Raw genomic sequence first — 10652 nt, forward strand, 5'->3', positions numbered from 1 at the left:
CCTCGGACGACGGAACGCCGCCGTCGGCCCAGCGGCACGCCCGGGTGGGCGGCGGGTCGTCCGAGGAGTGCCGGGCCGAGCCGGCGTCGACGTCGGCCGACGGCTGCTCGACGGCGGGCGCCGGGCGCGGGGCCGGCACGCTCAGCCGGTCCCTGTCGGTGTCCCGGAGCTGCTCGTCCACGGGCGGGGCACTGACCGGCGCCTGGCGGGGCACGGGCGACTCCTCCTCGGCGTGACGCACGCCGTTGACGTGGGAACGGCCGTTGACTTTGACCCGCGCCGCCGGCTCCTCGGCGGGCAGCCCAGGCAGCGGGGCCGGCAGATCGCCGTGCTGCGGTGACGAGGCGGCCCAGCCGCCGGTGGGATCGGGATGACGCCAGGCGGGAGCCGGCTCTCGGCCGACCTCCCGGCCCCTGGACCAGCCGGCCGCCGAGGGCGCCCACCCGCTGACGGAACGGGCCAGGTCGTCCTGCTGACCTGCCCCGTCGCCGTGTTCTCCCGGGGTGGGAGCTCCGGGTTGCCCTGATTCAGTCACCGCGCACTCCTTGGTCGCCCCCGGTGAGGCTACCGTGTGGTGACAGTGGCGATAAGTTACAGCGGCGGGCCATTTCCAGGACGGGTTCACAAGCCCTGACCGGTTCGGGTGATAAGTGCCGGCTCGTACGTACGAAACTCGGAGGCTCCCATGACCGCTGTGGGGAACGGTGCACAGACCGCCGGCCGGCCCACCCGCCTGCCCCGCTCAGCGCGGCGCAAGCAGCTGCTCGCCGCCGCTCAGGAGGTGTTCGTCGCGCAGGGTTACCACGCCGCCGCGATGGATGACATCGCCGAGCGGGCGGGAGTTTCCAAGCCCGTGCTCTACCAGCACTTCCCGGGCAAGATGGACCTCTACCTGGCGCTGCTGGACACGCACTGCGACGCGATAGTCGCCCGGGTGCAGGACGCCATGCGCGGCAACAACAGCAACAAGGAGCGGGTCAGCGCCTCGGTGCGCGCGTACTTCGACTTCGTCGACCACGAGAGCGAGGCGTTCCGCCTGGTCTTCGAGTCGGACCTGCGCAACGACCCGGCCGTCCGGCAGCGCGTGGAGCGGGTCGAGCAGGGCTGCATCGCGGCGATAACCGACACCATCATCTCGGACACCGGCGTCAGCCGGGCGCACGCCGAACTGCTCGCCTCCGGCCTGGTCGGGGCGGCGGAGACGGCGGCGCAGTTCTGGCTGGCCGGCGGCCGGCAGGTGCCGAAGGCGGAGGCGGAGGCGCTGGTCGCCGCCCTCTCCTGGCGCGGTATCGCCAGCTTCCCGCTGCAAGGTGAGTCAGCCTGAACATCGGGCCGCCAGATCGGATAGCCTTCCCACGGTGGCTTTTTCGCCCCAGTTGAGGAGGCACAGTGGAGGTCAAGATCGGCGTGCAGTACGCCCCGCGCGAGCTGGTTCTGGAGAGCGCGCAGTCGCCTGCCGAGATCGAGCGGATCGTGACCGACGCCGTCGCCAAGGGCGAGGGCACCCTCTCCCTGACGGACGAGAAGGGCCGGCGGGTCATCGTGCCGGTCACCAAGGTCGCGTACGTCGAGATCGCCGAGGCCTCTCCCCGCGCGGTCGGCTTCACCGTCCGCTGATTCCGTTCCGGGTCGCCGTGGCGGGGTGACCGACGAGGTCCCCGCCGCGGCGGCGCCGGGTCGGCCGGCTAGTTGTTCAGCGCCGCGGCGGCCATCCGCTCGGTGTGCGCGGCGGTCAGCCGCCGGAACAGCGCCGGCACGTCCACGTCCCGCCGGGCGATCAGCGCGGTGAGCGCGCCCCGGTCCGCGGCGGCGACCCGACCGGCCTGGGAGAGCGCCTCCCCCACCAGCCGCCGGGCCCACATCGAGAGCCGGTTGGCCACCTTCGGATCCGCCGCGATGGCCGCCCGCATCTCCGCGGCGGCGAAATCGGCGTACCGGGAGTCGTGCAGCACGTCGAGGACGAGCCGGCGGTCCGGCCCGTCCAGCGCCCCGGCGATCTCCCGCAGGAAGTCGTCGGTGATCGCGTCGCCGACGTACGCCTTGGTCACCGCCTCCGGCCAGTCTTTCGGCTCGGTCGAGTCGTGGTACGCCTGGAGCGCCTCGACGTACGGCGCCATCGCGTCGTCCGGTGCCACGCCCAGTTCGGCGAGCCGGTCGGCGATCCGGCAGTAGCTGCCGATTTCCGCCGCGGCCATCTCACTCAGGGCCGCCCGGCGGCGCAGATCGGGGGCGAGCCGGGCGTCGGCGGCGAGCCGGTCGAAGGCGAGGAGTTCGCCGTACGCCACCAGGCCGAGCAGGTCGACGAGGGCGGGATCGGGCGCGGTGGGGGCGGACACGAGCGCAGGCTACCGTTCCGTTCCGGGCAGCGGGGGGTCACAATGAGGGGCGGCGGGTGGGTGGCGCAGGTCACAGCCGTCGCGCCTGGACATGGCGCCACCACCGGAATCAGGACGGCCGATCGGCGGTTCAGGTAACATAGAGCAGTTGCCGTGGGCACCGATTTGATCGACAGCAGGCCTACGGCGCGCGTGCGGCCCGGTCCGGCTCGGCATTCTAGCCGCCGACCGTGTGGCCCGCGCCATACCGATCGCGCCCTGAGGACATGAGGGGCGCACCACGAGAGGGCACCCCCAAATCCATATGAGCGAGCAGATTCACGACATCATGGGCAACCAGGAGTTGGCTCCGACCGCTCCGGTTCGTCCCGAAGCTCCCACTTTCGCCGCACTCGGCGCCCGTCCGGAGACCGTCGAGGCGCTGGCCGCCTCCGGCATCACCCGCGCGTTCGCCATCCAGGAATACGCGCTGCCGATCGCGATGCGCGGCAGCGACCTGATCGGCCAGGCCCCCACCGGCACCGGTAAGACCCTCGGCTTCGGCGTACCGCTGCTGGAGCGGGTCTTCGCGCCGGGCGAGGGCAGCGACGGCGTGCCGCAGGCGCTGGTCGTCGTACCCACCCGCGAGCTGGGCATCCAGGTCGCCAAGGACCTCGCCGCCGCGGGCAGCACCCGGGGCGTGCGCGTTCTGCCGATCTACGGCGGCGTGGCCTACGAGCCGCAGATCGAGACGCTGCGCAAGGGCGTCGAGATCCTGGTCGGCACGCCCGGCCGGCTGCTGGACCTGGCCAAGCAGAAGCACCTGCGGCTCGACCGCGTGCACGCGCTGGTCCTCGACGAGGCCGACCGGATGCTCGACCTGGGCTTCCTCGACGACGTCGAGAAGATCCTGGCGATGCTGCCGGAGGACCGGCAGACCATGCTCTTCTCGGCCACCATGCCGGACCCGATCGTCGCCCTGTCCCGGCGCTTCCTGCGCCACCCGGTGACCATCCACGCCGGCCACACCGCCGAGACCGGCCCGTCGCCGCAGACCCAGCAGCTGGCCTACCGCACCCACTCGATGAACAAGATCGAGATCGTGGCGCGGATCCTCCAGGCGGAGGGGCGGGGGCTGACGATGATCTTCACCCGGACCAAGCGGGCCGCCGACCGCGTCGCCGAGGACCTCGACTTCCGCGGCTTCGCCGTCGCGGCGGTGCACGGCGACCTGGGCCAGGGCGCCCGGGAGCGGGCGCTGCGGGCGTTCCGGGCCGGCAAGATCGACACTCTGGTCGCCACCGACGTGGCCGCCCGGGGCATCGACGTCAGCGGCGTCACCCACGTCATCAACTACGACTGCCCCGAGGACCAGGACACCTACACCCACCGGATCGGTCGTACCGGCCGGGCGGGCGACGTGGTGGCCGGCGAGGCGACCGCGGTGATCCCCGCCGAGGGCGCCACCGAGTCGGCCGCGACCACCTCGACCGAGGGTGAGGCATCGTCGAAGCCGCGCCGCCGCCGGCGCCGCCGTGGTGGCAGTTCGGGCGCCGGTACGCCGGCCGAGGCGACCGCCGACTGACGCTGCGAGACCCTGACATCCCCCGTGCCGGTTACCCGGTCCGGGGGATGTCGTCTGTCCCGCCCGGCCGGTCTGGCGTCCTGAGGTCGGGACAACTGCTCGCGCCCTTTGCTCTGCTGCAGCCCACGCAACACAAACGGCCTCCCGGTGTTGCCTCCGCTGCAGCAGAGCAAAGGGAGTCTCACAACACCTCGCCGGCGCTGGGGCCCGCCTGAGCCGACGTGATCGGCCGGGTCCCCGGCTGCCGCGCACGGCGCCGACGGTGGTCGGCAATCGGTGCGCGGCTACCGCCACGGCACGACCGGACCCGTGCCGCACACGACACTCGCAACCGGCCCACGGCGGGGAGCCGCAAGCCGGGAAGGATGATGGAGCGATGCCGGAACCGCTGGACGCCGCGCTGACCGAGGTGCGGGCGCTGCTGCTCGACCCCGCCCTGACCCGGGCGGTCGCCGCCGGACGCCGCCGTGGACACCGCCCCTCGGTGGTCCGCGCCGAACTCCGGCCGGTCACCCTCAAGGCCGGCCCCCGGCTGCAGATCTCGACCTCCGACGGCGCGCGACCGTACACCCGCAACGTGGCACCGGGCGCGGAGGCCGACGCCGCGATCGACGCGCTGCTCGCCGAGCCCTTCGGCAACTGGCACGTGGAGACGGCCGACGCGACGCTCCAGCTGCGGGTCACCAAGTCGGGCGAGGCGCAGGTGCACCGCGCGGCGGCGAGCCGGCCGGCGGCGCAGCCGGGCGGCCACGACCGGGCGAAGGACTACCTGCTCGACCCGGGCGACCCGATCTTCGCCGAGATCGGGGGGTCGGCGGCCAAGCGGCGCCAGGTCGACGCGTTCCTGCGGGCGCTGGCCGCCACCCTGCCGGACGACCTGACCGGCCGGCTGCGCGTGGTCGACCTCGGCTGCGGCAACGCCTACCTGACCTTCGCGGCGTACCGGTACCTGACCCAGCGCGGGCTCGACGTGGAACTGGTCGGCGTGGACGTCCGCGAGGACCAGCGGCGGCGCAACACCGAACTGGCCGAGCGGCTGGGCTGGGCGGACCGGGTGAGCTTCGTGGCCGGCACCATCGCCGACGCGGTCGTGGAACCGGCTCCGGACCTGGTGCTCGCGCTGCACGCCTGCGACACCGCCACCGACGAGGCGCTGGCCCGGGCCGTCCGGTGGGGCGCCCGGTGGGTGCTCGCCGCGCCCTGCTGCCACCACGACGTCGCGGCACAATTGCGCGCCGGGCCGGCCCCCGCGCCGTACGAGCTGCTGACCCGGCAGGGCATCATGCGGGAGCGCTTCGCGGACGTCCTGACCGACGCGCTGCGGGCCGGGCTGCTCCGGCTGCACGGCTACCGCGCCGAGGTGGTCGAATTCGTCGACTCCCAGCACACGCCGCGGAACCTGCTGATCCGGGCGCGCCACACCGGGACGGCCCCCACCGACGTGCAGCGCGCCGAGTACCGCGAGCTGGTCGACCAGTGGCGGATCACGCCCCGGCTGCAGACGCTCCTCGGCGCGGAGCGCGCCGGCTAACGGTCCTCGGGCGGCAGGGTCGGGAAGGGTACGACCTTGGCCTCACTCGCCGCGTTGCCCGCCGCGGCGAAGGCGTTCCAGGAAATGTCGGCGAGCAGCCGGCGCAGTTCGGCGTGCCGGACTGCGGCGTTGCGCTGCAACGCCAGGCGTACGCCGAGCACGACGCCGACCAGGGTGGTGGTGATCGCGCCGGACGCGGCCAGGACGTGCACGGCGGTCGCCTCGTCGGCGTCGAACACCAGCACCAGCAGCCAGGCCCAGCAGGCCAGGGCGAAGATGCCGGCCTTGACCACGAAGAAGATGCTGACCGCCCCTGGACGGTACGGCACCCGACGGCTGGGCTGGGCCATGCTGCTCCTCATAACTGGTCCGCTCGTGTGACACCTGGCAAATGTTTGCCAGTCGGCGAAGGCATAGCGGAGTTTAGTTGATCCTGGACAACCATCTCCGAAGACCATCCGACCGGTCCCGCCAGCGAGACGTTCGGGCCGATCGGTCAGTTGTTTCGGGGTACGGCCGTACTACCCTCTTAGGCGCACCGTCCGGGTGCTCCAGCCGGGAAGGGAAGACCCCGCAGGCATGGGTACCACTGAGGTTTCACCCCAGATGGCCTTTGCGCGCTTCGTGCGGCGCGCCATCGACGACGCCCGCGAAGAGCGCGGGTGGACGGTGACCGATTTGGCCACACACACCGGTGTGGGCCGGTCCACCATCTTCCGTTGGCTGGCGGGCGACTGGCAGGACTACCCCGAGCTGGCCAAGGTCCGCGGCTTCTGCGCCGCCCTCGACATGCCGGTCGCCGCCGCCTTCCGGGCCCTCGGACTGCCGGACGCCGGCCCGATCCCGCGCCGCCGCGCCGAGGACGCACCGGTCGAGGCGGACGTCCGGGTGATCCTGGAGCGGTTGGCCGATCCGAGCATCCCGGCCGAGGAGAAGCACCACATCCGGGACCTGCTTCGCTACCTGGCCCGCCGTCCGGTCCGCCGGGCCGTCTGACGCTCCTTGCCACGCCGGGCGGTCAGGGCACGGTGACGGTGAACGCGGCCGTCCGCACGACCCCGCCCACCTGGAAGTCGAGGAACATCCGGTAGCCGCCGGGCCCCGGCGCGGTCAGCCAGAACGTCACCGCATCCCCGTCCCGCCCGGTCTGCGGGTGCACGTGCAGGTAGCCGAGGTCTCCCTCCCTGAGGGCGACCAGGTGGCCGTGCGCCCCGAGGTAGGGCTCCAGCGGCGCGGCCGCGCCGTCGGCGCGTACCTGGAAGCGCAGCGGCACCGACTCACCCGCCTTCGGGCTGCCCGCGTAGCTGACGGTGAACCCGTCGACCGTCGTGGCGGTTGCCGGCGCCGGCAGCGGCCGGGGCGCGTAGCCGCCGGGCGCGGTGAGGTCCACGCCGAGGATCGTCGCGGTCTGCCGGCCGTCGTCGGCGACCACGGTGAAGTCGGCGTACGCCCGCCAGACGCCCGGCTGCGCGAGGGTCAACGGCACCGACCAGGTGCCGTCCGCCGCCATGGTCGGGTGCAGGTGCTGGTAGCCGGTGAGGTCCCGGCGGACCACGATCAGGTGCATCGGCCTGTCGTGCACCACGGCGAACCGGGTCACCGCCCGCCGCTGCTGGTCACGAATCTGGAAGCGCAGCTCACCGGCCCGGCCGACGGGGAACTCCACGGCCGACGGGGTGAGCGTGTAGCCGGCCGCGCTGACCGACAGGCCGGCCGCGTCGGCGGTGGTGCCCTGGTCGACGGTCGCGCCGCCGTGCGAGTGGGCGCCGGTGCCCGGCGCGTGGGTGTGGTCACCGGTCGCCGGGGCGGCGCCGACCGGGGTGGTCGGCGGCGGGTTCAGCCGGCCCAGACCGAAGCCGAGCAGTACGGCGAGCACCAGCCCGCCGACCACGAGCGCGAGCCGCACCGTGCTCCGGTCCGGCCCGGCGGTCGGCCTGGTGGACGGCTCAGGCAACGCCGCCGGCCAGCTCGTAGCCGGCCTCGTCGATGGCCGCCCGGACCCGCTCCACCGGCAGCGGCTCGGCGCTGGTGACGGTGGCGGTGCCGGCGGCCAGGTCGACCCGGACCTCCTCGACGCCGGACAGGACGGTGAGTTCCTCGGTGACCGCCTTGACGCAGTGTTCGCAGGTCATCCCGGTGATGGCGTACGTCTGCGTGACGGGTCGCTGCTCGGTCATGGGCCCACGGTACCGCCGGACGGGGTACCGATCCGCCCACCGTCGGCGACGGTGGTGCCGCTCCCAATCCGGCCGGCCCGGGAACTTTCGCCCGGTCCGGAACGACGGATCAGCCGGCGACGGCGAGCGCGAGCGGCAGCACGTCCGGGGCGCCGGCCCGGCGCAGCAGCCGGGCCACCATCGTCATCGTCCAGCCGGAGTCGACCAGGTCGTCGACGAGCAGCACCGGCCCATCCAGCCCGGCGAGGGCGTCGGCCAGGTCCTCCGGCACGGCGAAGGCGTCGTGCAGGGTGCGTACCCGCTGGGCGCTGTTGCCGCGCGGGCCGCCGGCCCCGGCCGCACCGGTCGGGACCACCCGCCCGAGCAGCGGCAGCCGCCCGACCGTGGCGATCCGCTCGGCGAGCGAGCCGACCAGCGCGGGGTGGGTGCGGGAGTCGATCGCCACCACGCCGACCGGGCGGCGCGGCCAGGGATCGTCACCGTGCGCCCACGCCTTCAGCACCTCGATCACGGCTGCCGTCACGTCGTCGGGCAGCGGGCCGTCCACCGCGTCCGGCCCGGCCAGGCCGCGCAGCCGCCCGCCCCAACCGAGGTCGGAGAGGCGGCCCACAGCCCGCCCGGGCAGCGCCTGCTCGCCGGGGGGAATCCGCCCCTTCAGCGGTACGCCCACCGCCTCCAGCCCGGTCGGCCAGAGCTTCTTCGGCGCGATCTGCACGCCGGGGCGGCCGAGGAAGGTCTGCGCGGCGGTGAGCGCGGCGGCGGAGACCTCCGCCCCGAAGAGCGGACCGGCGCAGCGGTCGCACCGGCCGCAGTCGTCCGCCCCGACGTCGTCCAGGCACTCCCGCAGGTAGCGCATCCGGCAGCCGGGCGTCGTCGCGTACTCCCGCATGGCCTGCTGCTCGGCGGTGCGCGCCTGGGCGACGCGGCGCAACCGGGCCTCGTCGTAGACCCAGGGTTCGCCGGTGGCGAGCCAGCCGCCGCGGACCCGGCGGACCGCGCCGTCCACGTCGAGCACCTTGAGCATCAGCTCCAGCCGGGCGCGGCGCAGGTCGACGATCGGTTCGAGGGCCTGGGTGGAGAGCGGCCGGTCGGTGTGCAGCGCGGCGAGCACCGCCCGGACCTGCTCCTCCGGCGGGAAGGCGAGGGAGGCGAAGTACCGCCAGATGGCGGCGTCCTCGACGCCGGGCAGCAGCAGCACCTCGGCGTGCTCGACGGCCCGGCCGGCCCGGCCGACCTGCTGGTAGTAGGCGATCGGCGAGGGCGGGGCGCCGAGGTGCACCACGAAGCCGAGGTCCGGCTTGTCGAAGCCCATGCCCAGGGCGGAGGTGGCGACCAGCGCCTTGATCTTGTTGTCCAGCAGGTCCTGCTCGGCGGCCCGGCGGTCCGCGTCCTCGGCCTGCCCGCTGTAGGAGGCCACCGACCAGCCACGCGAGCGCAGAAACTCGGCCGTCTCCGCCGCCGCCGCGACGGTGAGGGTGTAGATGATCCCCGAGCCGGGGAGCTGGTCCAGGTGGTCGGCGAGCCAGGCCAGCCGGTGGGCCGGGCTCGGCAGATCGAGTACGCCCAGCCGCAGCGACTCCCGGTCCAGCGCGCCCCGCAGCACCAGCGCGTCACCGAGCTGCTCGGCGACGTCCTGGGTGACCCGGGCGTTGGCGGTGGCGGTGGTGGCGAGCACCGGCGTCCGCTCCGGCAGGTTGCCGAGGAACGTCCGTAGCCGGCGGTAGTCCGGCCGGAAGTCGTGCCCCCAGTCGGAGACGCAGTGCGCCTCGTCCACCACGAGCAGGCCGGTGGTGGCGGCCAGCTTCGGCAGCACCGTGTCCCGGAAGTCCGGGTTGTTCAGCCGTTCCGGGCTGATCAGCAGGACGTCCACCGCGCCGGCGTGGATCTCGGCGGTGATCTCGTCCCACTCGTCGAGGTTGGCCGAGTTGATGGTGCGGGCCCGGATGCCGGCCCGCGCCGCCGACTCGACCTGGTTACGCATCAGCGCCAGCAGCGGCGAGACGATGACCGTCGGGCCGGCCTGGTCGGGGCGTGCGCGCAGCAGTGCGGTGGCGACGAAGTAGACCGCCGACTTGCCCCAACCGGTGCGCTGGACGCAGAGCACCCGCCGCCGGTCGACCACCAGCGCCTCGATGGCCCGCCACTGGTCCTCGCGGAGCCGGGCCTGCTCGCCGGCCAGCCGGCGCAGCACCGCCTCGGCCCGTTCCCGTACCGCCGCCCGATCGTCACCCATCCGGCATTTCTACCAGCTCCGGCGGACCCTTCCGTCGATCATGAAAGCCCGGTGGGGTCGACCTTGCCTGGCGGGGCGGCGGCGGGAGGCGCTGCGTCGGGCGGCAGGAAGACCAGGATGTCGCGGAGCGCATCGGTCACCGAGGGCGGTAGCGGGCACCGCGCCGCCAGCTCCTCCATCGACCCGTACGGCCCGCGCAGCCACCGGTCCATCGCGACCTGCCGCCGTTGCCCGTCGGTGAGTCCCGGCAAAGTCGCGAGGACCGGTTCGGTGACCGAATTGATGTCGACCAGCCCGCCGTCGTCGAACACCCTGGGCACGTCGGGTCGCCCGATGCAGAGCTGGTGGCGGGCCACCGGATGGTGGTGCAGCAGGTAGCGCGCCTGCTCGCGGCGCACCCGCCGCTCCGCCTCGTGGGCCCGCAGCCCGACTGGCCGTCCGGTGACCACTCCCCAGACCCGCGCGTTCAGCAGGATCACGTGCGCCGCGCCCACGAGCCAGCAGACGGCGATCAGGCCGAGCCCCAGGAACGCCTCCGAGGCGGGCGCCTCCGCCTCCGGGTCGCCCCGGCTCATCAGGTACACCAGCCACGACGCGGAGCCGAGGTATCCGGCGGTGGCCAGGCCGAGCCGCCAGCTTCGCCGCCGCACGGCGTACCCGAGGATGACCAGCCAGGTCGCACAGCCGAACGTCAGCAGCACCACAAGGGCCCCGACGACGGTCGCGGTGGTGCTCACCCAGGTGGGCAGCGGCTCCCGGAACCGGGCGGGGGCCGTAGCCGCCGGTGCCAGCAGCACCGGCGGCACGGTGG

The 10652-nt window shown here is 73.8% G+C and carries 10 protein-coding genes and 2 pseudogenes; 5 read left to right on the forward strand and 7 right to left on the reverse strand.

What is annotated here, in order from left to right:
* Positions 1–535: pseudogene (locus tag DKL51_RS12450) on the reverse strand (hypothetical protein); the annotation flags it as partial.
* Between the two features lie 150 nt (positions 536–685).
* On the opposite strand from DKL51_RS12450, the gene DKL51_RS12455 reads away from it, so the two are divergent.
* Both DKL51_RS12455 and DKL51_RS12460 read left to right on the forward strand, forming a co-directional pair.
* Entirely contained in the window at positions 686–1324 is a 639-nt protein-coding gene (locus tag DKL51_RS12455) for a TetR/AcrR family transcriptional regulator (RefSeq protein WP_109943554.1), read from the forward strand.
* A gap of 65 nt (positions 1325–1389) precedes the next feature.
* The gene (locus DKL51_RS12460; RefSeq protein ID WP_109943555.1) at positions 1390–1617 is read left to right on the forward strand and encodes a DUF3107 domain-containing protein; all 228 of its coding nucleotides are present in this window, start codon (positions 1390–1392) and stop codon (positions 1615–1617) included.
* Between the two features lie 68 nt (positions 1618–1685).
* On the opposite strand, the gene DKL51_RS12465 is transcribed toward DKL51_RS12460, so the two are convergent.
* Positions 1686–2336, reverse strand: a complete 651-nt coding sequence (locus DKL51_RS12465; RefSeq protein WP_109943556.1) for a ferritin-like fold-containing protein — start codon at positions 2334–2336, stop codon at positions 1686–1688.
* Positions 2337–2640: 304 nt separating this feature from the next.
* On the opposite strand from DKL51_RS12465, the pseudogene DKL51_RS12470 reads away from it, so the two are divergent.
* Positions 2641–3729 (forward strand): annotated as a pseudogene (locus DKL51_RS12470) (DEAD/DEAH box helicase); the annotation flags it as partial.
* A 547-nt stretch (positions 3730–4276) separates the two neighbouring features.
* Complete coding sequence (locus DKL51_RS12475) at positions 4277–5431, forward strand: class I SAM-dependent methyltransferase (RefSeq protein ID WP_109947552.1); 1155 nt, start codon at positions 4277–4279, stop codon at positions 5429–5431.
* Here DKL51_RS12475 and DKL51_RS12480 read toward each other — a convergent pair.
* Positions 5428–5781: a hypothetical protein gene (locus DKL51_RS12480; RefSeq protein ID WP_243422712.1), complete on the reverse strand. Its 354-nt coding sequence runs from the start codon at positions 5779–5781 to the stop codon at positions 5428–5430. The two genes, DKL51_RS12475 and DKL51_RS12480, sit on opposite strands and share 4 nt — an antisense overlap.
* A gap of 229 nt (positions 5782–6010) precedes the next feature.
* Here DKL51_RS12480 and DKL51_RS12485 point away from each other — a divergent pair, with 229 nt between their 5' ends.
* Positions 6011–6427: a helix-turn-helix domain-containing protein gene (locus tag DKL51_RS12485; protein WP_109947553.1), complete on the forward strand. Its 417-nt coding sequence runs from the start codon at positions 6011–6013 to the stop codon at positions 6425–6427.
* 22 nt (positions 6428–6449) lie between these two features.
* On the opposite strand, the gene DKL51_RS12490 is transcribed toward DKL51_RS12485, so the two are convergent.
* From DKL51_RS12490 to DKL51_RS12505, 4 genes are all read right to left on the reverse strand, one after another.
* The gene (locus DKL51_RS12490; protein WP_311768037.1) at positions 6450–7337 is read right to left on the reverse strand and encodes a DUF8832 domain-containing protein; all 888 of its coding nucleotides are present in this window, start codon (positions 7335–7337) and stop codon (positions 6450–6452) included.
* 40 nt (positions 7338–7377) lie between these two features.
* Positions 7378–7608: a heavy-metal-associated domain-containing protein gene (locus DKL51_RS12495; RefSeq protein WP_109947555.1), complete on the reverse strand. Its 231-nt coding sequence runs from the start codon at positions 7606–7608 to the stop codon at positions 7378–7380.
* 109 nt (positions 7609–7717) lie between these two features.
* The gene (locus DKL51_RS12500; RefSeq protein WP_124812063.1) at positions 7718–9841 is read right to left on the reverse strand and encodes a RecQ family ATP-dependent DNA helicase; all 2124 of its coding nucleotides are present in this window, start codon (positions 9839–9841) and stop codon (positions 7718–7720) included.
* 38 nt (positions 9842–9879) lie between these two features.
* The coding region (locus DKL51_RS12505; protein ID WP_221623165.1) for a helix-hairpin-helix domain-containing protein at positions 9880–10652 on the reverse strand (773 nt) is incomplete at its 5' end.

The organism is Micromonospora globispora (assembly GCF_003857015.1).
GTDB lineage: Bacteria > Actinomycetota > Actinomycetes > Mycobacteriales > Micromonosporaceae > Micromonospora > Micromonospora globispora.

Coding starts and splice junctions, on each gene's coding strand:
- DKL51_RS12455 (WP_109943554.1), top strand. CDS start 686: ATGACCGCTGTGGGGAACGGTGCACAGACCGCCGGCCGGCCCACCCGC.
- DKL51_RS12475 (WP_109947552.1), top strand. CDS start 4,277: ATGCCGGAACCGCTGGACGCCGCGCTGACCGAGGTGCGGGCGCTGCTG.
- DKL51_RS12480 (WP_243422712.1), bottom strand. CDS start 5,781: ATGGCCCAGCCCAGCCGTCGGGTGCCGTACCGTCCAGGGGCGGTCAGC.
- DKL51_RS12485 (WP_109947553.1), top strand. CDS start 6,011: ATGGGTACCACTGAGGTTTCACCCCAGATGGCCTTTGCGCGCTTCGTG.
- DKL51_RS12495 (WP_109947555.1), bottom strand. CDS start 7,608: ATGACCGAGCAGCGACCCGTCACGCAGACGTACGCCATCACCGGGATG.
- DKL51_RS12500 (WP_124812063.1), bottom strand. CDS start 9,841: ATGGGTGACGATCGGGCGGCGGTACGGGAACGGGCCGAGGCGGTGCTG.